Here is a 20,808-nt window from a genome sequence, read left to right on the forward strand (position 1 = left end):
AGGTGGTGTCCGGCATGTAGGCGACGTGAGTCCGGTCTGCGGCTTCCGCATGGAACAGGAGAAGGCAGGACCCGATACCGCCCGCCGCGTAGCGGCGGGCGAGAGGGAGTGCCCCAAGCAGCAGACACTGCAAGGGGTCGAGTACCGACGCGGGTCCTGCTGGCGGACCGGCTCGTAGTAGTGATGAAGCCCCTGTAACAGGCGTGGAGCGAAGGAGCCGGGCCGTTCGTGACTGAGTTGATCGCATCAACCGGACAATGTCCGGGAGGAGTCCGATGGGCCAGTTGAAGTCATCGACCAAGCCGTTTGAGATTTCGAAGTGGGAAGTCAAGGAGGCATGGGAGGAAGTCAGGGGTAACAAGGGTGCACCCGGTGTGGACGGACAGAGTATCGCCGACTTCGAGAAAGACCTGAGGAACAATCTCTACAAGGTCTGGAACCGGATGTCGTCGGGCTCGTACTTTCCGCCTCCGGTGCGCGCGGTGGCGATTCCCAAGCCACATGGCGGGGGTGAGAGAATGCTCGGCATTCCCGCTGTCGCTGACCGTGTGGCTCAGACCGTGGTGGCCCGGCATCTGATGCGAAGGGTGGAGCCTGTTTTCCATCCGGACAGTTTTGGATACCGGCCTGGGAGGTCCGCTTTGGACGCGGTAGGAAAATGCCGGGAGCGTTGTTGGAAGCGGGACTGGGTGGTGGAGTTCGACATCGCCAAGTTCTTCGACAGCGTGCCCTGGGACCTGCTGGTCAACGCGGTGGAGGCGCACACCGACGCCGTCTGGGTGAAGTTGTACGTGCGGCGGTGGCTTGCCGCCCCGCTCGTCATGCCCGACGGCTCCCTGCTGGAACGGGAACGCGGGACCCCGCAAGGGGCCCCGGTGTCTCCCGTCCTGGCGAACCTGTTCCTGCATTACGCGTTCGACGTCTGGATGTCACGGGAGTTCCCGTCGATCTGGTTCGAACGCTATGCGGACGATGCGGTGCTGCACTGCGTCACCGAGCGCCAGGCCCGCCAGGTCCTGGCCGCGCTCACGGACAGGATGGTTGAAGTCGGGTTGCAGCTACACCCGGACAAGACCCGGATCGTCTACTGCAAGGACGGCAGCCGCCGCGGCTCCTACGAGCACACGGCGTTCACCTTCCTCGGGTACACGTTCCGCGCCAGGAAGAACCGGGCTCGACACGGGAACCTGTTCCTGTCCTTCGAGCCGGCGATCAGCAGGGACGCTCTGACGAAGATGGGGCGGGAGCTGCGGTCCTGGCACCTGCACACCCGCTCGGAACTCTCCTTCCATGAGCTCGCCCGCAGGATCAACCCTGTGGTGGCGGGCTGGCTCAACTACTACAGCCGCTTCAGGCCGTGGGAGCTGATCCCCTTCGTGATGCGCATCAACGCCTACCTGGTGCGCTGGATCCGCCAGAAGTACAAACGGCTCGCGGCCAAGCGGAAGGCCCTCGCGAAGATGCAGGAGATCGCCCGGCGATACCCCCGCATGTTCGCGCACTGGCGCCTGACCACGGGTGCCGTATCGGCTTGATGATCAGAACGGCAAGAGCCGTGTAACGGGCGACTGTTACGCACGGTTCTGTGAGAGCCGAGGGGCGAGATCCCCCTCGGCTACTCGGCAGAGCACCTTATGCGTGTGCCGCTACTTTCTTAGGTCACCTCTGGCGCGTAGTACGCGCGGATCGACTCCGCGGAAACTCCCCGCGTTTTCCGGGGAGGTCAGGCGTGGCGGGTGCGCGGGATCAGGCCGTGACCGGATCTGGTGCCTGAGAATCACAACTCCCCACAATTGCCGGATGTGTTGTCACTGGTGGCTGCTTTCCTGGTGGGTCCCGTGCGTGAGGGGCGCACCGGTCTGGATGGGGGAGCAGCTAGCGGTGCACGTGAGGGAGTACGTTCGTGCGGACGGTACGAAGGTTCGGGCGCACTCGCGGTGGGCGGCCGGTGCGCGGCGGGAGATGAGTGTCCTGGCCGCCATTGCCCCGGTGGTTGTCGGCTTCGCCGGCACCACAGGGAGCGGCAGCGCAGACGGCTCCACAAAGAAGGTGCCCCGGCCCCGGTCGACCGCCGTGTATCCGGTGAAGTTTCCAGGCTGGACAGGCCGCGGCCCCGGCCGACGCCGACGGGCTCGTATCTGATCCCGTGGGACCGGAGCCACTGAGCGAGAGCACCTCACCACGTGAGCAGGATCCGGCACGCAAGTCGTTCCGCGAGAGCGTTCCCAACTGCGCAGATAACAGTGGGTGATTGATCGAGATGCAAGGGGTGGCGGGGCCTGTTTCGCTGATGTGGCCCGCTCTTCCTCATCCCCCAAGGAGTGATCATGAGCGCTGCAGGCGAGTCCGGTCGTGCCCAGCAGATCCGTGCCAAGGCCCAGGACCTGGAACAGGCCGCGGAGCGCGCCACTGACCCGCAGGAGCGTCAGCGCCTGAAGGACAAGGCACGCCACCTCAAGGAGCAGAGCGAGCAGGCAGGCAGTGCGGGCAAGCCGGACATCCACCCGATGTAGTCCCGGCAGTTCCGAGCACAGACCACCGGCCGGGGGCCGACCTCCGTGGCCTTTTTGGCACGCGAGAGGCCCCCGGCCGGTCACTGCTGTCTCCACTCAAGAACAACGCTTCCGCCGCCAACGACACCGGCTACGGTGTCGGTGTGAGGTCTCAGGACATGCTTGACCGTTCGTGCTGTGGACATGGTTGACACGTTCGGCTGAACTCCGTCATTTCGCAGCCACCGGTGAGGCAGGGGTGCTTCCGTTCGGTGGTTGTGGATGTGTACCAGTTGGCCGAGTACCGCTACCGGGCCGTCCGTGAGGTGCTTGGCGGGTCTCCGATCGGTGAGGGCGCGGCTCGGCACGGCACCTCGCTTCAGACTCTGCCCACTTGGCGGCTGCGGTTCGAGCAGGAGGGCATGCCCGGCCTGTCGGACCGCTCCCGGCGGCCGCGGAACAGCTCCACGCGTCTGTCCGCCGAGGTGGAAGCTGACCGGCCGAGTGCCGTGCCTTGGGTGTCAACCCGAGGCCTGTGGGAACTGTTCGACGAGGGCGCGTTGTCGAAGCCGTGGTTGCGGAGCTTGGATGTTCGCGGTCGGATCAGGTCTGCTGCCCGCGCAGGGGCCGATAGAGGCCGTGCTGCAGTTGCTGAACGAGCGGGCGCCGACGGGTGGAGGGCGTTCCCTTGCGGGTACAGGGCCTCCGTGAGGAGGCCCGTGGCTGACTTACGCGTCCGAGGTGGATGAGGAGTAGGCGCGCTCGGTGAATTTCTCGGGGGTGATTATGTTGTCGCGCTCGTAGTTGGCGAGCGCGAGACCGAGGGCGAAGAACGTGGGTGCCCATTCGCCCACGAAGATGCCCCAGCGGTCGGCCCGCTCGATGCCGCGGGCTTCGGCCTTGACGGAGACGAACCACGAGGCGGCGGACAGGCCGATCGAGGCGAACGCCGCCGTGTAGGCATGCTCGCTCCTCAGGCCGGCATCGAAGAGCTTCTTGACGATCATGGCTGCTCCTAGGTCTTGCGATCCGTTGGGTGGAGGCTGTCGCTCCGGCCGCTGCAGCGGCCCAGTGGTGCAGGTGCCGGTTGGAGTCCGGACTGCCATGCGGCAGGACTGCTGGAATGGCAGTAGCGACGCGAGTTCTACCGAAGGACAGCGTCACCGTGTTCTCTTTTCACCGGCGTCCCTGTCAGGGCTCGGGCAGCAGCACGGAGTCGATTGAGCCGGACGATTGCGCTCTTGTGGCGAGCAGACCACCGACGTCGTTCATCTGGAAGGAATCCCCTGCCCCAGGGAGGTGACCTGCCAACTTGTCCGTGAAAGTGCCGTCGGGGGCTGGCTGACGGTCACATTCATGAGTTTCACCTCTGCAGTGCGGACGGGACGGGGCTGGTCCTGCTGCTTCCCACACGCCTACTTCGCCCGAGACGGGCCCCTTGGATGCATGGATGACTGCATCTTGCGTGAGTGGTTCGAGTTCCTGATTCGGCCAGAGCCCCCACATCCCGGACCCCGGCGCCCTTGCCCTTCCGTGGGTCTGTGATCCCCTGGACGGCTCGGTGCCGGGCCGGGCGGGAGGAGTCATGACGCGGGTCCGGTGGTCCTGGGAGGTCACGGTCCCGGAGCGGCAGCGGTCGGTTGTCGCGGCAATGCGCGCCCACATCGCCGATCGCGCTGAGGCGCCTACGGTCCAGGAGATCGCTGCGGCGGTGGGCCTGTCCAGCCCATCATCGGTCCTGTATCAACTGCGTCGTCTGGAAGAGGCGGGCGTCCTTCGGCGTGCTGGTGCTGGCTCGCGGGAGTACCGGCTCAGCTGATGTCGGATGATGTCCTGTCTCATCGAAGTCAGTCGCCTGCGTGGCGCTGACCTGCGCGGACTGGATTGTGTGAGACGCGTGGACTGGTTCGTTGAGACAGACTGCATCTGTGCGTGTCACGTGATCTCTGTCCCGTCCCTGGCGAGGTGGTCCCGGTCTCAAGTGATCTGAGCCGACTCGGCCCAGATGGTTCGGTCCGTCAGGACTCGTGCGTCCGCTCTCGCTTGGCTGGGCGGCGTCTCACGCATCTGAGGTGATACTCGGGCGTTTTGGGGTCCGTGTCCGTCCTGGATCCTTGGTCCTGGCCGCCGTCGGGCTCTGGCCCGGCTTGCGGTGGTGAGTGGTCCGGGCGGTTTCGCCCGGACCACTCACGCCATCAGAGCGGCAGCTGACTTACCTGGCGAGTTCAGCCGGTTCGTCCAGTCTCGTCAGTTTCCGCGGGTTTCTCACCAGGTAGACCCGGGTGACCTGCCCGTTCTCCACCACGAGGCTCACCGCCGTGGCCAGCTCGCCGTCGATCTCGATCCGGCCCGCAGGTGCGCCGTTGAGCCACACGGCCGTTGTCGCGAACGCGACCCTTTCCGCCTGGTTCGTGCGTGCGAGTACCTTCGCTACGAGCTCGACCCCGTGGATCGGAGCCAGAGCGGCGGCCGCGAGCCCGCCACCATCGGCGATCAACACCACGTCCGGCGCCATGACGTCCACCAGCTCCTGCAACTGCCCGGTGCGCAAAGCGAGTAGGAACCGGTCCACCACGGCCTGCTGCTCCGAGCGGCTCACCTGCACCCGCGGTCGCCGGGCCGCCACGTGCTCGCGTGCTCGCCGCGCGATCTGCCGCACTGCGGCCGCGGACTTCCCGATGGCCTCGGCAATCTCGCCATAGGGCAGCTCGAAGACTTCGCGGAGCACGAACACTGCCCGCTCCGTCGGCCCGAGTGTTTCAAGGACGGTCAGCATCGCGATCGAGACGCTCTCCGCGAGCTCTACGTCCTCGGCGACATCAGGGCTGGTCAGCAACGGTTCCGGCAGCCACTCGCCGACATAGTCCTCCCGGCTGCGCGCCAGCGTCCGCAGCCGGTTGAGCGCCTGCCGCGTGACGGTCCTGACGAGGTACGCCCGCGCGTCGATCACCCGCGACTGGTCGACCTCGGCCCACCGCAGCCAGGACTCCTGCAGCACGTCCTCCGCGTCGGCCGCGGAGCCGAGCATCTCGTAGGCGACCGTGAACAGCAGGCTGCGATGGGCGACGAACGGGTCCTGAGTCATGCCGTCGAGGCTACGTCGGACGTCTCACCACGCGCAGCCAGCGGGATCTCGCAGGCATCGGAGTAGCCCTGCGAGGTGATCCCATGCGCCGTGTTGCACCTGGCTGCCAGGTTGGCGAAGCCGATGAACACGGTGAGCTCGACCAGCGCCGCCGGGCCGAGCCGGCCGAGCAGAGTTGCCGACAGCTCATCGGTGACGGTCGTCGGCGTGTTCGTCATGGCCTCGGCGTACTCCATCACCTCCCGCTCCAACGGCGTGAACACCTGCGACTCCCGCCAGCGCGGCACCTGGCTCGCCTTGGCCAGGTCCAGGTTCTGGTTCAGTGCCGCGAAGTAGTTGATGTCGAGGCACCAGCTGCAGCCGACCTGCGCCGCGACAGCCATGTGCGCGAACGTCTTGAGGCCCGCGTCGGCCGCGTCCCAGGTGCCCACTTTCGCAGCGAACTCCTGATTGGCCTCGGCGAGCTTGGGGTTGTTCCACAGCACCTCGTTGGGCTCGGGCACGGAGCCGAGCTGCTTGATCAGGTTTTCGCGGAGCTCGGCGGGGAGCTCGGCCTTCGGGACGCGTAGCGCCATCGTGTTCTCCTTAGACGTTTGCCTGTTCGGCATGAAGACACCGCCGGGCCCGCGAATGTGACAACCACCATCGCCACTGCGCAGAGATCGTCAGTGCGCACAGACCGACCCTCGGCCGCTCTCACACGACAGTGACCGCAAGGTCATTCCTCCTCGCCGGCGCGTTCGGGTCTACGGCCACGACCACGACGACCCCAACCCGGGCCCGCTCCCGCACCGGACCTACGCCACGCTCATCGGCGGGCCGCTGGACGGGGCTGCTCCCGTTCTGTGCACCAGAGCCCGAACGAGTGGAGTTCGCACCGACCGACCCGGTGTCCGCTGTCGCGGCCACGGCGTATCCCTTGGTGAATTGGTGATCCTCCAGGCGGGTCTGCCGCCGTGGTGGCCGCCGGGCAAGGTGCGATCGCCAGATCGCACCTGCGCCGGCTCCAAACTCCCCGGAGTAAGCGCGCGTTGACCGCAGCTACCGTTTCCTCATAAGAAGCGGAACGCCGACGCTCGTTGTGAACGAGCTGCCGCAGTCCTCCACTCGCCCCAGGCCGGTCAAGCCGGCGAGATTGTGCAGCTTCTGCGGTGGGGGAGAGGATCTGGTCGCCGATGTCGCCGATGTCGCCGATGTCGCCGATGTCGCCGATGTCGCCTAGGCGGATGGTCGGCTTCTGGGAGGACGCGCCCGGGGCCACGATCCTGAACTCGACGAAGAACCGGATGAGTTGCGTATCTGCGCCGGGGGCTGGGCGGCCGGACCTGCCCCGCTGGCGTGGCGGCACCCGTCGGCGCAGCCGGAACGGTTCGTACATGCGCTGATACTGATCAGCGTGGCGGACTCGGTCTTTAGTTGAGCTCTCCAGGCCGTCGGGTCAGGGGCTGGTCGTGGTCCGGCCGAGGTAGGTGACAGGCCCCGGGTCCGGGACGGCGATCTCGTGGAAGCCGACGCGGTCGTAGAAGGCGCGGGCGGGGGTGTTGTTGGTGACCATGGAGAGGTGGACCGCCGCGACACCCTTGGCGTGCAGGGCGGCGAGGAAAGCATTCATGAGCTGCCGCCCGTACCCGTTGCGCTGGTGGGAGGGCAGCAGGTCGATGTGGAGATGGGCCGGGTATGCCTCCAGCTCCGGGAGCACCATCCGTTCCGGGCGGTGCATCAAGTCGGTCATCACCTCGGCCGGGGTGGACGGGGGCTGTATGGGGGCCGGGTAGCGGTCCGTCAGGCCGGGGAGCCACTGGGAACGGTAGCGGGCGACGAAGGATGCGGTGTCGGCCGTACCGACGATGTAGCCGACGGCCCGTCCGCCGTCCTCCACGACGAAGGCCAGGTCCGGTTCGAGGACCACGTAGGGAGCGGCGAAGATGTTCGGCAGGAGCGCCGGGTCCGGGTAGAGGTGGCGTGCATCGCCGCCCTCGTGCCCGGTCCGTACACAGATGTCGAAGAGGGCATCGCGGTCCTCGGGGCGGTACGGGCGCAGGGTGGTCTGGGAAGCCGGCGAGGCAGTCATGACGCCGATCTTTGGGGGTGCGGGAGCGATTCCGCAACTGTGTTTCACGCCGGAGACGGGCTTCTCACGCCAACGGCTGTCAGCTGGGACCGGGTGGGGGCTGGATGAGGGAGCAGCATCCGTGCGCGGGCAGACCTAGGAGGGCGCGGACCGGGTGAGGGCCGGCATGCAGCCAAGCATGATCCTGGCGTGCTGATGGCGATCGTGAAAATGCCCAGGCTCGATCTTCGTTCCCCACTTCATTGATAGTTCAACCGTGGAGTGGAGCGGACCGCCCGGGGACGGTGGGGGCACACCTTCGTCAATGGCCGTCTGCTGGTCCGCCCTGATGCCAGGCGTAGACACGGACGCGGTCGAGGTGGAGTTCATTGGGGCCCATGCAGTCGGCGGCCCAGGTGGCCAGGCGAGAGCCGCAGAAGCAGGCCAGGTTGGGGCCGTGCGCGCCGGTAGGGCCGCAGCACCCGAGCCAGTTGTCCCCGAGTGTGAAGGGTTCGAGGTGTGGCAGGGCATCGTCTGGGTGGACAACGAAGCTGTCACGCCATCCGGCGGACACGGTGACCCCAGTGCCGGCTCGCAGCAACTCGCGCCCGCTGCTGCGGGCGCGGCGGCGGGATGCAGCGGCGACGACGAACGGGGCGCCCCACGGGTCGGGGTCGATGGCGTAGCGCCCGAGGGGGACGGTGGAGCGAGCCCGACCGGTCTTCTTGTCCCGGCCCTGATCTGGGTCATCGACGTCCGGAACGACCGGGAGCGCCACCAGGTCCCCGGTGAGCGCGGTCCCGCACTTGGCGCAATAGAACAAGGTCACACGTCGGGTTCTACCGTCTGCGAGGCCGGACCGTCACGCGGAGTTCGGCTGGTTGACAGGGACGACTCTTGCCCGACAGCCCGCCACAGGCCGCATCCGCAGGTGGGGCCAGCAGACCTTGGCACCCGACTGGCCAGCCGTGGTCCAGGGCTCCCGGATGTCGGGGCGGGCATCGCGCAGATGGAGGAGGCACGCCCCGGCCCCGTTGTGGATCAACGCGGAGGCGTTCACCGGCTCCGGACCGCCGTCGAGGCCGCTGTCCAGAAGTATGGCGCGCAAGGTCGGCGAGGTGGCGTCAGACAATGCCAACCAGCGGGCACCAGACACCTCCTGCTCCTGCAAAGTCACATCCGGCGTCCCCTCGTCGACGAGAAAGAACAGGTAGCGGACGTCGAAATGCCGGTGCCTGGCTCGCCGTTGGCCTGCGAGGCCTCGATGTCGTGAACGTCGCTGCCGATCGGGGCGCCCAGGTACCGAGGCGTCAGGCACAACGCGCCCGGCGGGATGCCAGCCTCCTCGGCCAGTTTACAAAGCGCTGCCGCCGGCAGGGTCCGATCCTCTGACTCGACATGTCCTCCAGGGGCGAATAAACGGATGCCGGATGCGTAGGACGCGCCGGTCGTGGTCGATGACCACGCGCTGCACGTGACGTGGCCGGGCAGGGTCGTCCGGCTGGAAGCATTTTCGGGGGCGGTCTTGAGACATCCAGAAGGGCAGAAAGAGAGCCCCGTTCGTCAGGGTGACGGGCGAGGTACGCGTCGACGGTCTTGCGGATGTGAGTGTGGCCCAGCGGCACGTCGTTCTCGCCTTCGGTGGGGGAGGTGTTGGTGGCGCGCCGAGCCTGGCACCTGGGTCCGGGCTACTGAGGCTGCTCGTGAGAGGAGGGCGCGGTCCCGCGCGGGCCGGGTACGCAGTCATCGTTCGGGGCGTTTGTGTACTCGGCGGCTTGGGCTAAGAACATCGCCCGGTAGCGCCCGTCAGGGCGATCCATCAGGGTCGTGTGGCTGCCGGACTCCACCAGGCGCCCCTGGTGCAGGACATGGATCACATCGGCGTGCCGCACTCCGGACATGCGGTGGGTGACCAGGACCACCACCCGGTGGGGCGAGGCCAGGGCCCGTACGCGCCGGAATGCCTCGATCTCGGTCTCCGGATCGAGGGCAGAGGTCGGCTCGTCGACGATCAGAATGCTGTCCGCGTCCTGCGTGACGGTTCGCCGGTGGGTGCGAGCCAGGCCGATGCGCTGCCACTCGCCTCCCGACAGGTCTGCGGCGCCCCGGAACATCCGTCCGAGCAAGGACTGCCAACCGGAGGGAAATTTCTCCCACAGCCTGTCGGCGTCCGCGTGCCGCAGCGACTGCATCAGCCCGTCTTCGGTGTGCCGGTGCTCGGGCCGCCCGATGCGCAGGTTCATCGCCGCAGTCAATGGCCACCGTTGGAAGTCCTGGGTGAGCACGGCGACCCGCGCGAAGATATCGCGCCGATGGACGTCGCTCAGATCCTGCAGACCGAATCGGACCGTCCCGGCCTCGGGACTCACCAGCCCCGAAAGGACCTTCATCAAGGTGGACTTGCCCGAGCCGTTCTCGCCGACCACCGCGATCACCCGGCCCATCTCCAGGCGCAGCGACACCTCGTGGAGCGCCGAGTGGTCACGGTCGGGATACCGGTAGCTGACCTTCTCCAGCTCTACCGCGCCGAGCCGATGGGCCAGTGGCTCACCGCCGGAGGGAAGCGCGCGCAGGGCGGCACCGGTCACGAAAGTCTCGTGATCGCGGACGTACAGGGCCTCCTCGTTCAATTGGTTCAGATTCATGACCAGGGAGCCCAGGGACGCCGATCCGGACCGAATGGCCACAACCGCGGTGCCCGCCACCGCGAGGCTCATCCACCCGGCCGTGATCATGCCGTACACCGCTGCATAGGTCAGGGCCGTCGCCAGCCCGGACAAGCCGGCCGCCACCAGCTCGATCATGGCCTTGCGGGTCGCCAGACGCCGCTGCTCCGACTCGGCGGTCGCGGCCATCTCCTCGTACTTGGCCAGCAGGTATGGGCCGACCTGGTGCACCCGGACCTCCTGCGCCGCCGTCCGCTCGGTCAGCAGGTTGCCGATCAGCCGGGATGCGCGGACATGCTCGACCCATGTCAGCCGGGAGACGTAGCGCTCCTGCGCGACACGCATCGCCCCCCATCCACGCGGAGCGGCGATCAACAGCAGCATCGGCAAGAGCCGCACGTCCAAGATGCTCAGCACACCCGCCGCCGACACCAGGGAGATCACCCCGTTCAGGGCCGCGACGCACGCCGAGATCATCCTCCGGGAGGCATCCACCCCGAACTGGGCCACATCCATGAGCCGTTTGAACTGCGGATCTTCGATCGCCTCCAGCTCTACCTCGGCCGCAGCCATCAGATACTGGACCGTCGCGATCCGCTCCACCAGCGGCTCCAGCCGCCCCGCCCGCGATGTGGACAACCCTGCGAGCAGCGACCGCACCACCGCGGCGCAGGCCCCCGCCACGATCGCCGGCAGTGCCTGATGCAGCCGCTCGGACGCGTTCCCGCTGCCCAGCAGTGCGTGCATCACTGCGTTCACGATCAGCAGCCCGGCCGCCGCTGCGATGCCCTGGCCGATCTCCGCGATCCCCAGCACCACCAGACCCGACCGGTCCGCCCGCCACGCCCGCCTCACCGTCGCCCCGACCAGTCGCGGCATCGACCGCAACGCCGACAGCAGCGTCACCTCGACACGAGACCGCTCGTGCTCCGACCACGCCGTGTCGTACCGCAGCGCGCCGCCGAACAGCTCCTCCTCGGCCGCCGACACGGTCGGCTCCGTCATCCGCGCACGCCACAGACTCATCGGCCACTGCCTGATCGCTCTGAGGCGCGGCCGAATCTCATCGAGCTGCACGTCGAACGGACGGCGTGAGCAGGGCAACGTTCGAGGAGAGCGGTCCGTACGGGGGCAGGGCAAAGTACCGGCATGGAGGCCTCCAGCGGGGTGTGGGTGAGGGACACAGAGCGACAGCTAACCGCACCTGGGCCGCGCCGAAGCAGGTTTCGAAGGGCGCACCAGTAAAAGCAAGTTCGAATCTGGACAGCGGCCCAAGTCCCGTACGTGAAAGGGTTGCTGGAACTGCCTCATCCGAGTGACTGGCCACCTGGCCGCTCACCCTTGCGGACGACTTTCGGCCATCTGTGCGCTGCGGGCGGACCTCACCGGCTTCGAGATGGTGGTCGCATCCGTCAACAACGGGGCGGTGGAGAAGATCTCCACCGAGATCCCGGCCCGCACCGCCGCAGAAGGAGGCAGCATCGTGCTGTCCATGACGCGGTGGCGTGTTCACGAGTAGTGCTGACGTGCTGCGTTGCGAAGATCGGGAAGGTCGCTGCCCGTTGAGGAGGTGATCGTTGCGCGCGCCGTTCCCTGCGGGTTGAGTCCCGCCCAAATTCCCAGCAGTTGAGGTCGATGAGGTCCTGTGCATAGGAGGCCAGGTCCGGGTGTGAGCCCTGCCAGATGTTGTCGGGGCAGAAGGCGAAGTGCTCGGCGGCGACGGGCAAGGCGTCTTCGATTCGGCTTGGGGGTGTGACGACGCTGAGGTGAAGGCTGCTGAATCCGCGCCGCAACACGGGAGGCCGGCCGCCGCGGCGACCCACCGACCGTCTGCCTGGGATGCTGGCGCAACAGTAAGGAGCGGCATCTGTGCGGGAAGTGATCTTCCCATGGGTTTATCTCGCCCGCAGGCGGGCGATGTCAGCGGTCTGCGGCTAGAGTTGATTAGATTTCATCTGTCGTCCGGGCACCCTCGGAGCACGGGTGGAACGCGACGGAGCGCGCACGATGACTGCCGAGGACCAGACTGCGGCGCACAAGACGACAACGGCTGCCGACCAGGCCGGGGGCGGTTCGACCGGGTCGGCACCGCCGGGCAGGGCGGCGAGCGCCGGACGGTGGCCGGCGACAGCCGTTTTCTTTCTCAACGGGCTCGCGCTGTCGACGTACGTCGTCCGGCTCGGATCACTGAAGGACAAGCATCATCTGAGCGACGGTCAACTCGGGCTCATCGGCATGGTTTTTGCCGTGGCGGCCCTCGCCTGCATGCAGGGTGTGGGACTGCTGACGGCACGGGTCGGGACGCGGCCGGTGCTGCGCACCTCACTCCTCGTCATGCCCGTACTGCTGGCGCTCGTCGGCGTGGTCGGAGGAGCCGTGGAACTCGTGGTGGTGGTCGCGGCCCTCGGTGCCGTGCACGGCACCACCGACACAGTCATGAACACCCATGCTGTCGCGATCGAGCGGCGCCTGGGACGTCCCATCCTCAACGGCTGCCACGCCGCATGGAGCGTCAGCGCTGTCGTAGCCTCACTCGCCACGGCTGTCCTGGAACGTGCAGGTATCTCGTTCGCCACGCACCTTGTGGCAGCCGCCGCCGTGCTCATGGCCGGGGGCCTGCTGCTGGGGCCGCTTCTGGTGGAGACCGGCACAGGGGACCGCGCCCGCGCGTCCTCGCCCGAGCCGCGCTGCCTGGGCCTGCGCGGCGGCTGGAGCCGCGAGGTCGTGGCACTCGGCCTGACCGGCACGGCCCTCATGGTCTGCGAGGGCGCCGCCCTCGGCTGGAGCGCGATCTTCCTGCACGACTCCCGGGGCGCGTCGCTCGGTCTTGCGGCCACGGCGGTGACCGCGTACACCGGCGCTCAGGCGGTCGGTCGGGTGGTCGGCGACCGCCTGACCTTGCGCTACGGCGCCCCGGTCCTGTTCCGTGCCGGCGGTCTCGTCGCGGCGTGCGGCCTGGCGATGGCGCTTCTTTCGCCGAACCCGATCGCGGCCATCGGAGGGTTCGCCGTCGCGGGCGCGGGCGCGTCGGTCCTGATCCCGCTGGCCTACAGCGCGGTCGGGCAGGCGAAGGCGGACAGCCCGGAAGCCGCGACGCTGATCTCCCGGTTCACTACCTTCACCTACGCGGGGACCCTGCTCGGTCCCGCCGCGATCGGCTGGGCCGCCGAGCTCGCCGGCCTGACCTGGACGCTGGCCGCACTCATCCCCGTGCTGTGCGCTGTGGCACTCCTGAGCCGACTGCCCGGCCGCCCGCAGCACTGAGGTCGCCACCGGAGTCCGCCCCCGCCTGCCTCGCGGCTGCTCGGATTCGAACTTGCTTTCACTGGTGCGCTCTTCGAAACCTGCCTCGGCGCGGCCCCGGTGCGGTTAGCCGTCGCTTTGTGTCCCTCACCGATGTCATGCTGCGGCCCATGTCAGTCCGAGTGCCGCCAGCTGCGTGAGTGACCGGGCTGATGTTGAGGTCCTGGCGAGGTGCCAGATGTTCATCGACAACGGGGAGTCGGGGCGGAAGGATTCGGAGGTGACGAATCTGATCGACATGAGCGAACGCGAGTACTTCTCCCAGTTCGCGAAGCGGACCGGCATGTTCATCGGCCGCATGTCCCTCATCGGTGCGACGGCCTTCATGGTGGGCTATGACCAGGCAGCCCAACGGTATGGCGGGCCGGGCCTGGATGGTTGGCGCGAATGGCTGATCGCGAACTACCAGGTCAGCGGCAACCTCGTCTGGGAAGCCCAGATTCGGCAGGTCGCCTCGCCGGGGTGGGAGGGCGGCTGGGACCTTACACCGGAGCAGGAAGCACACGTCCTCAAGGTGTTCTTCGAGCTGTTCGACAAGTTCCTCGCCCGGCGATGAAGCATCTGCCGGCGACGTCGCCGCCGGCCATGCGCCCAGCGGCGATGACGCACCGGCAGGTCAGGATGCGTCCGCCACCCACGGAGAGAGGCCGGGAAGGATGAACCAGCAGGCGCAGGCCGCTTTGGCGGAGGCACTTGCCAGGACGGTGCAGGGGGTGCCCGGTGTTGCCTTCCTCAAGCCCGACGTGGCGCAGCGGCTGCGGTCGGCGCTGTCAGTACCCCGGCTCGGCCATGCCTCGCCGCCCGGCGGGCTGCGGGTCAGCCGGACCGGCGGCAGTGAACCCTGGAGTATCGAGGTCCAGATCGTCACACGCGCCGAAGCGCGGGCCGTTGAGGTCACCCGAGCCACCCGCACCGCCATCGAGACCTTCCTGGAAGCCAGGGATCCGGCCGCGACATCACAGATCACCATCACGGTGACCGGCATCGTGTGACGGGACGTGCGACCGGGCCAGGTGACCGGCGCGCCGGTCCGGGGCGTCAACGCGCCGTCCGTATCGACCGGTTTTCCCTGAGCCGGCTGTAGATGCGCTCCGGCGTCAGGGGCAGCGCGCGGAAGCGGATGCCGGTGGCGACGTGGAGCGCGTTGCCAGAGCGAAGCCGCCGCACACGTCGGGAGAACGGCCGTAGGTGCTCCACGCGGTTCTGCCGGCCTGATTGCCCAGTCGGCTGGGCAGATGCAGCCGAGACGGAACCGCACCCTCACCTCATGGTCCTTACGGCGCGAGGCCGCCGTCACTGGTCGGCCGAGATGACCTGCGTCCGATGATCGTGTACGGGGAAGGAAGACTGTCGTGCCCAGCCGGGCACGGAACACGATGTGCCCCCAGGAGTCGTAGTGATCAAGGTCGAACGTGTCATGTACTCGGGTCGTCCGCGCGACGAGATCGTGGCTTACATGGCCGACTTCTCCCACGCCGAACAGTGGGACCCCGGCACCATCAGCTGTCGGCCCCTCAGCGCCGGCGCTCCGGTGGGGGTGGGCACAAAGTGGCTGAATGTTTCCTCGTTCCGTGGACGCCGCACCGAGCTTCGCTACGAACTGACGCGGATGAGCGACGACCGGCTCACTTTCGTCGGGCGCAACAAGACGGCTACCTCGACGGACGATCTGCGCTTCGAGCCGCATTCAGGCGGCACCCGGATCACCTACCGCGCGCATGTCGAGTTCCACGGAATCGCGCGACTGGCAACGCCCCTCCTGAAAGGGGAGTTCGAGCGGTTGGGGGATGAGGTGTCCGAACAGCTTCCGGCCGCACTCCAACAGGCCCTGGGCCCCTCCGCGCCCGGACCACAACAGCTCTGACCTGGCACCCGCAACCCTGCCCACAGCTTTTGGCATGAGAGTGGGAAGCGGGAACCCTCCGTCAAGTCCAGGCGAGCCGCCTCGATCTCTCCGCGTGACCGTTGCGACGACGTTCCACAAGCAGGAGGATCAAGAACAGCCTCCCAGTAGTGCGGGACGGTGTGACCTGGCACCAGACGGGCACTCTCTCTGGCCGCAGGGTCGGCGTTACGGTGGCTGCGTGGCAAACGACGATCTGGGGCGAACTCTGCGTCGGCTGTGGCGCCTGGCGTCCTTGACCCAGGAGGAGTTGGCCGAGCGTTCCGATGTGTCGGTGGACGTGATCCGGCAGCTTGAGCAGGGGCGTAAGCACTCGGCACGTCTGCCCACGCTCCACGCGCGCGCTGGCGAACGGTCTCGGCGTGGAGCTGACGACCCTGTTGGGGGATCCTCCTGCCGTTTCGACGGGGGAGAACGACGGGCCACGGTTCGTGGCCGTGCGGCGCGCCATCATGCCGGTGCTCTGGGTGGCCGAGCCGGAGGCGCCCGGACCCGGCTTCTCACTGTCCGACTTGCGCGAGCAGATCGCGGACGGCTGGACGCAGTACCACGCGGCCGAGTTCGACACCGTGATGAAGACGCTTCCCGACATGATTTCGGACGCGCGCACCGCCACGGCGTCGCCCGACCGTGCGGAGAGGTGAGCCGGTTTCGCGGTGCTGGCCAAGGCCCTACAGTTGGCCGGGCACGTCGCCGTACGGATGGGGAAGACCGATCTCGCCCTGATCGGCCTGGAGCGCGCCATAGATGCCGCGGGGCACTCGTCCGACCCGCTGCTACGCCCCATGATGATCAACTCCGTTGCGTGGACCTACCAGCGGCAGGGGCGCCTCGGTGACGCCCTGAGCATCGCCTGCATGCCGCGGACGACACGAAAGAGAGCGGACTGACGGGCACCGCTGACGGCCTGAAAGTCTGGGGCGCGCTGACGATGTCGGCCGCCACATCGGCCGCGCGCAGCAACGACTACACGTCGGCCGCTGCGTTGATGGAGCACGCAGAGAGGACGCCGCTCGTGTGGCCAAGCTGCCGCAGGGCAGCGACAGCCGAATGGTCAGTGTCTTTAGCCTGTCGTCGGTGCGCATCGAGCGCGTTCGGCTGGCCGTGCAGTACGGGCACCCCGATCAGGCCCTGACGCTGGCGAAGGGGATGCGGCTGAGCAAGGACATCCCGCCGTCGTGGCGGACGTGGCTGCTGCTGGACGTGGCCCGAGCCCATACAGATCTGGGCGACGCGCAGGGGGCGGTGCAGGCCCTGGAGTCACTGCGCCGGGTGGCGCCGACCTGGATGCAGCATCACACCCTGGCGGTAGCCATCGTGCGCGACCTGTGGGCGCTGCCCAACCACCCTGCAGGGCTTCGGCCGTTGGCCGAGTTCCTGGGGGTCGACGCATAGCGTCGAGAAACTAGCGCGCCCCGTCACTGTCACCCTGAGTAGCGCGCCGATTCCATGAGTCGTACAGTGCCCCGGCAACCGCGTGAACGGTTCCGGGGCCGGCCGACCAACAGGAGCCGACGGGCCAGACCTCTCGGATCCTCGGGCCCCGACACCGGACCAGCAGTAAATCCGTACGCTGCCCCAATGACAGACGACACCCCCATTGTGGCCGAGGCCCTGCGGATCACCGGCCGCAATCGGCGCCCCGTGTTCGGCTCCGCTGTCCTGGCCAGCGCGGCGGCGCTGCTTGTCGGAGGGGGGATTGTGGCAGGCGCGTTCGCCGCGTCGTGGGGCCTCTTCCTGGAAGCCGGAAGAGCCGCCGAGCTCGCCATCGAAGACGAGGACTCCTACGTTGCGTACGCCGACCAGTGGGACGGCCTCGTCAAGGTCGCGTTCTGCGTGTATCCGCTGCTGCTCCTCGTCGCCATGGTCTCGATCGCCTGGCTGCTCACGGCCCAGGCCGTCACCGTCGCGTACGCGCGGGAACGCGCGGCGGCGGGCACGGGCGCTGCCACGGCCCCCGGTGCTCTCACCCTCCGTGCGCTGTGGCGCCGCTCCCGTCCGCACCTCGGGGTCGCCCTCCGCGTCCAGTTGCTGACCCTGGTGTGCGCGCTCGTCCCGGGACTAGCGGGCCTGCTCGTCCTGGTTGCCGTCGAGTTGGAGATGGTGCCCGGGGTCGTGTGGCCCACGTATCACGATTCCGCGACCGTGCAGTTCATCCTGGTGGGCCGGATCCTGCCTGTCGTGATCTGGGCGCTCGGGTTCGTCCTCTTGGCCCGCTTCTCACTGGCCACCACAGTGCGGGTGGCGGACAGTTTCTCGGCGACGGCAGCGATGCGCCGTTCCTGGACGCTGACCCGTACGGCACGTCTGCGCACTACCGGGATCTGCCTGCTGAGTACGGTCGCGGTCGCCGTCGCCTTCATGGTGCTGAAGTGGCTCGGGACGTACGTGGCGCACTGGGCGGGGCTGTTCATGCTGGCCACCACCGGGGACAACCAGTGGGTTACCGGCGTCCTCGTCATCATCACCCCGGTTGCGGTAGCGCTTGTGCTCCTGCCCTTGGCGCTGGCGCCGATGGGCGTCCTGCTCGCGTGCCTGCGTGAGCGGCTCGATGGCGGCGCGGGAGAGGCCCGGGTGCCGTCCGGTGCCCCGATCGGGTAAAGCCTCGGCGAGGGGTGCGGGAACCGAGCCAGCCGCTTGCCTGGCCCCACGCGTCCGCGCCCCCCGGGGTTTCCGGAGGGGTGGGAAGCCGGCCCGGCCTGCCATTTGGTGCTTGATCGCCTTGATGTCCGTGACTCTGCCCTCGACGACACGGCCCCGGACTCCTGTCTCGGATATCAGGCGCAAAGGTAGGTGCGTCTTCGCTTCGCTGGTCGTCGGTTCAGCCGACGGTGAGGGAGGAGCGCCGGCATCAGCCGCAATGGGCAAGTACCGGGAAACAGGGGTCTGTCGACACTCAGCCGGCCAGAGAGTTTCCGCAGGCCGGCAGTGTCGGCAAGCGGCGGGCGTCGACAGTCCTACTCGCGGGTTACCTGTCCCCTGTCCGAGGTGGGAGTCCGGGGCGAAGACCGCTGCTGTCTTCCGCTCTCGTGCCGTATCCGCGGCGTGGTGGGCGGGCCGGGTGTTGATTTGCAGGGTCGGTCGGGCGCGCGTCACCCTGGTGGTTGAGGGCAGGTGCTGACGTGCGTACCAGTGACGAGATCTATCACCGGGTGCTGTGGGATCCGCGCTTGGACCCGGAGCGGTTCGTGATGGGGGTCGCCGAGCGCGGGGCCCCGCCGAAGCGGGTCCTGCTCGGCGACTTCGTGCCGGGCGGGGAGATCCCGTGGCACCGGGTGGTGTTCTTCGAAGCGGACGGCCAGGTCGTCTGGGACCGCGCCTCGGGCGTCGACCGGCTCGAGGAGACCCTCGTCGGGCCGGTCGGTCCCGTGCCGGCCCCGTGTCCCGTGCCGGCCCCGGCCCCCGGCGACGTCCTTGCCGTCCCGTCGACGAACCGCACCGCCGTCGCCTGGCTGCCACCAGCGGAGTTGTGGCCGCCGATCCAGCACATTCGCCGCGAACACGACCGGCAGATCCGCCGCTGGCCGCCGCACGTCAACGTGCTCTTCGGTTTCGTCCCCGAGGCCGAGTTCGCCCGGGCCCTGCCGCTGGTCGCCGTAGCGCTTGCCGAGACGCCGCCGTTCCCTGCCCGTCTGGCGGGTGTCCACTGGTTCGAACACCGCGAGGACGCCACCGTCTGGCTCGACCCGGCCGCCGCCGACCAGGAGCCCTGGGCGCGGCTGCGGGAGTGCCTGGCGCTCCGCTTCCCGCTGTGCGGATCGCACGCGCACGGTTTCACCCCGCACCTGTCCCTCGGCCGTACCCCGAACCCGCGCCTCCTGGCACGCAAGGTGGAGGCCCTCCTGGGCTCCATGACGGCCGGGGTCGACGAGCTGGTCGTGCTCTCCCGGCGCGGGGACGAGCCGATGCGGGTCCGGGCCCGCGTCCTGCTCGGCAGTGGCGACGTACGTCACCCGGAGAATCCGGCCCCTTCCGGACAACCCTCCGCCTCACCGCCCGTTTAGTCAGATGCGCACGGGCTTGGGCCGGCCCGGCCGGCATGCAACGAAGTCATGAGTACGCACCCGCGCCGTCTGCAGTGACGTGGCCGAGAAGGCGCTCGCCGGTCTTGACCGGGACAGCGGGCCGCCGTCGAGGCGGTGCGCTGGATCACCGATGCTGGTGACGGTGTTCTTCCCTCACCGTCGGCCGAACCGCTGACCAACGAAGCGAAGACGCACTTACTGTGCGCCTGGTGCGAGGGAGGAGTCCGGGGCCGTCTGAAGCGCGGACTTGCCTCTGTAGGACGTGCGCAGCCCGTTCGCATCGATGGCCACAGCACTCATGAAAGGCGCTCCGTCAAGGCCTGTGGGTGGGTCAGAGGCTGCGGGCGGTGATGTCGCCGTAGGAGGTGGTCGCCTGGATGTTCAGGCCGGTGTCGGCTCCGTCGGTGTTCTTGAGGGTGTTGTGGATGCGGCCGTAGGTGGTGCCGGCGTCGAGGGTGGCGGAGACTCCGTGGGCGGCGCCGATGGTGATGTCGCCGGACTCGGTGCGCAGTTCGACGGTGCCGCTGGTGGCTTCGGTGATGTTGAGGTCGCCCTTTTGGGTGCTGATGTGTGCGGGGCCGTTCAGGCGGCCGATGAGGATGTCTCCGGCCTGGAGGGTGAGGCGGGCGCTGGTGGTTTCGTCGAGCTTGACCGAGGCTTTTGCGCTGTCGAAGGTGATGTCGCCGAGGCGTCCGACGCCGCGGAGTTCGGCGGCGGTCTTCGCTTCGACTTGGGAGCCGGCGGGCAGTTGGACGGTCACTTCGACGGAGCCGGAGTTGCCCAGGATCCGGTTCTTCGCGGTGGCCGCCTCGATGCGCAGAACACCGTCACTGCAGGAGACCGTGACCTGTTTTGCGGCCTTCACGTCACGGCCCTTGGAGGTGTCGGCGGGCCGGATCTCGACGGTGGTGCCGGCCCGGTCGGCGGCGATGAACTGGATACGTCCCGCGGGTATGTCCAGGACGGCGGTGACGGGGGAGGGGGTGGCGAACTTCTGCATGGTGCACTCTGGTGGACGTCAGGCCGTATCGACGCCTGACGCTGTCCGAGGTTGCCGCGACCTTTGCATGGACCCGACGGGCAGTGGAGGCACGCTGGTGGCGCTACGAGGTATGGAGCGGGCCGTCAGCACAGCTCCTTGAGAACATCCGATTCCTCGCAGGGTTACGTAGCGGGTTGAACACCAACACCCGCCCACGTCATGTACCTGTTGTCCGGACACCCGAAGCCCTCCGCGGTTCCGCCGCACCCAGCACACCGCCACCCGTATCCGGCAGTGGTGCA

General features: G+C 68.0%; 18 protein-coding genes and 2 pseudogenes. 12 read left to right on the forward strand and 8 right to left on the reverse strand.

The genetic code is table 11. The features are described from left to right. Positions 1–275: 275 nt before the first annotated feature. From ltrA to OG758_RS47025, 3 genes are all read left to right on the forward strand, one after another. The gene (gene ltrA, locus OG758_RS47015; protein ID WP_326715521.1) at positions 276–1,535 is read left to right on the forward strand and encodes a group II intron reverse transcriptase/maturase; all 1,260 of its coding nucleotides are present in this window, start codon (positions 276–278) and stop codon (positions 1,533–1,535) included. 792 nt (positions 1,536–2,327) lie between these two features. Then, complete coding sequence (locus OG758_RS47020; protein ID WP_326715522.1) at positions 2,328–2,513, forward strand: DUF6381 family protein; 186 nt, start codon at positions 2,328–2,330, stop codon at positions 2,511–2,513. Positions 2,514–2,776: 263 nt separating this feature from the next. Next, positions 2,777–3,241 carry a helix-turn-helix domain-containing protein gene (locus OG758_RS47025; protein WP_326716269.1) on the forward strand — a complete coding sequence of 155 codons (465 nt, stop codon included), beginning with the start codon at positions 2,777–2,779 and terminating at the stop codon, positions 3,239–3,241. Here OG758_RS47025 and OG758_RS47030 read toward each other — a convergent pair. Beyond that, positions 3,221–3,499: a hypothetical protein gene (locus OG758_RS47030; RefSeq protein ID WP_326715523.1), complete on the reverse strand. Its 279-nt coding sequence runs from the start codon at positions 3,497–3,499 to the stop codon at positions 3,221–3,223. The two genes, OG758_RS47025 and OG758_RS47030, sit on opposite strands and share 21 nt — an antisense overlap. Before the next feature lie 578 nt (positions 3,500–4,077). Between OG758_RS47030 and OG758_RS47035 the strand changes: the two genes are divergently transcribed. After that, entirely contained in the window at positions 4,078–4,311 is a 234-nt protein-coding gene (locus OG758_RS47035) for a helix-turn-helix domain-containing protein (protein ID WP_326715524.1), read from the forward strand. 393 nt (positions 4,312–4,704) lie between these two features. On the opposite strand, the gene OG758_RS47040 is transcribed toward OG758_RS47035, so the two are convergent. The 5 genes from OG758_RS47040 to OG758_RS47060 form a co-directional block, all read right to left on the reverse strand. Continuing rightward, the gene (locus OG758_RS47040) at positions 4,705–5,577 is read right to left on the reverse strand and encodes an RNA polymerase sigma-70 factor (RefSeq protein WP_326715525.1); all 873 of its coding nucleotides are present in this window, start codon (positions 5,575–5,577) and stop codon (positions 4,705–4,707) included. Further along, positions 5,574–6,152, reverse strand: coding sequence for a carboxymuconolactone decarboxylase family protein (locus tag OG758_RS47045; protein ID WP_326715526.1), 579 nt, complete (start codon positions 6,150–6,152; stop codon positions 5,574–5,576). Before OG758_RS47045 ends, OG758_RS47040 begins: the two co-directional genes overlap by 4 nt. Before the next feature lie 863 nt (positions 6,153–7,015). Continuing rightward, positions 7,016–7,648, reverse strand: coding sequence for a GNAT family N-acetyltransferase (locus OG758_RS47050; RefSeq protein WP_326715527.1), 633 nt, complete (start codon positions 7,646–7,648; stop codon positions 7,016–7,018). Between the two features lie 301 nt (positions 7,649–7,949). After that, positions 7,950–8,456 (reverse strand): hypothetical protein, encoded by a 507-nt coding sequence (locus tag OG758_RS47055; RefSeq protein WP_326715528.1) that lies wholly within the window; start codon positions 8,454–8,456, stop codon positions 7,950–7,952. Positions 8,457–9,315: 859 nt separating this feature from the next. Then, entirely contained in the window at positions 9,316–11,298 is a 1,983-nt protein-coding gene (locus OG758_RS47060; protein ID WP_326716270.1) for an ABC transporter ATP-binding protein, read from the reverse strand. Between the two features lie 391 nt (positions 11,299–11,689). On the opposite strand from OG758_RS47060, the gene OG758_RS47065 reads away from it, so the two are divergent. After that, positions 11,690–11,812: a hypothetical protein gene (locus OG758_RS47065; RefSeq protein WP_326716310.1), complete on the forward strand. Its 123-nt coding sequence runs from the start codon at positions 11,690–11,692 to the stop codon at positions 11,810–11,812. 106 nt (positions 11,813–11,918) lie between these two features. On the opposite strand, the pseudogene OG758_RS47070 reads toward OG758_RS47065, so the two are convergent. Next, positions 11,919–12,116: pseudogene (locus OG758_RS47070) on the reverse strand (DUF4253 domain-containing protein); the annotation flags it as partial. A gap of 184 nt (positions 12,117–12,300) precedes the next feature. On the opposite strand from OG758_RS47070, the gene OG758_RS47075 reads away from it, so the two are divergent. The 7 genes and pseudogenes from OG758_RS47075 (at position 12,301) to OG758_RS47105 (ending at position 19,503) form a co-directional block, all read left to right on the forward strand. Next, positions 12,301–13,557, forward strand: coding sequence for an MFS transporter (locus OG758_RS47075; protein WP_326715529.1), 1,257 nt, complete (start codon positions 12,301–12,303; stop codon positions 13,555–13,557). 217 nt (positions 13,558–13,774) lie between these two features. Continuing rightward, a complete protein-coding gene (locus tag OG758_RS47080; protein WP_326715530.1) occupies positions 13,775–14,152 on the forward strand; it encodes a hypothetical protein in 378 nt (125 codons plus the stop codon). A gap of 100 nt (positions 14,153–14,252) precedes the next feature. After that, a complete protein-coding gene (locus tag OG758_RS47085) occupies positions 14,253–14,588 on the forward strand; it encodes a hypothetical protein (RefSeq protein ID WP_326715531.1) in 336 nt (111 codons plus the stop codon). 404 nt (positions 14,589–14,992) lie between these two features. Next, positions 14,993–15,460 carry an SRPBCC family protein gene (locus OG758_RS47090; RefSeq protein WP_326715532.1) on the forward strand — a complete coding sequence of 156 codons (468 nt, stop codon included), beginning with the start codon at positions 14,993–14,995 and terminating at the stop codon, positions 15,458–15,460. A gap of 220 nt (positions 15,461–15,680) precedes the next feature. Then, a pseudogene (locus OG758_RS47095) lies at positions 15,681–16,894 on the forward strand (helix-turn-helix domain-containing protein). Positions 16,895–17,080: 186 nt separating this feature from the next. Further along, positions 17,081–18,100, forward strand: a complete 1,020-nt coding sequence (locus OG758_RS47100; RefSeq protein WP_326715533.1) for a hypothetical protein — start codon at positions 17,081–17,083, stop codon at positions 18,098–18,100. Between the two features lie 521 nt (positions 18,101–18,621). Next, entirely contained in the window at positions 18,622–19,503 is an 882-nt protein-coding gene (locus OG758_RS47105; RefSeq protein WP_442810400.1) for an RNA repair domain-containing protein, read from the forward strand. Positions 19,504–19,855: 352 nt separating this feature from the next. On the opposite strand, the gene OG758_RS47110 is transcribed toward OG758_RS47105, so the two are convergent. Next, positions 19,856–20,524, reverse strand: coding sequence for a DUF4097 family beta strand repeat-containing protein (locus OG758_RS47110; protein WP_326715534.1), 669 nt, complete (start codon positions 20,522–20,524; stop codon positions 19,856–19,858). Positions 20,525–20,808 lie beyond the last annotated feature (284 nt).

This window comes from Streptomyces sp. NBC_01474, assembly GCF_035918215.1.
Classification (GTDB): domain Bacteria; phylum Actinomycetota; class Actinomycetes; order Streptomycetales; family Streptomycetaceae; genus Streptomyces; species Streptomyces aureus.